The organism is Alcanivorax sp. HI0083 (assembly GCF_001635175.1).
The window spans coordinates 1-420 of the sequence record NZ_LWFX01001792.1 but is presented as its reverse complement, the minus strand read 5'-3'; the positions used below and the strand labels follow the sequence as shown (position 1 = coordinate 420).

Below are 420 nucleotides of genomic sequence, written 5' to 3'. Positions count from 1 at the left end.
CAGCACCGCAGCGACAGCGAGCCGGAAGAAGCGGACTTCATTGCCCAGAGTAATCAGGAGGGTTCTGGTGATCAGGCTGACAAACAGGAGCTGACCACCACGGAGCAGGCGGATTTTGCCGACAACAAACTGGAAAACGTGCAGCTCAAGGAAAAGACCACCCTGGAGCGCCGGGAGCGAGTCAGCCAGCAACTGGTGATCACCACCGCCCGGGACAGTGAGCACAAGGTTAACGCCGACCAGAAAGAAAAGACCGAGCCCAAGCCCCTGAAAGTGGCCAAGCAGGAAAACCTGCAGGACCTGAGCCAGCAGATCGCCAGCCTGCAGGCGCGGCTGGACGAGCAGAAGCAAGCCTACGCCAAGCGCCCACGGGTACGGCGTCTCACGTCGGTGTCCGCCAAGGCCCACTTCGAAGCGGTC

At 61.2% G+C, this 420-nt stretch carries 1 pseudogene; it reads left to right on the top strand.

The annotated features are described in order from the left end of the window. Positions 1 to 420 (top strand): annotated as a pseudogene (locus tag A3754_RS28360) (energy transducer TonB); the annotation flags it as partial.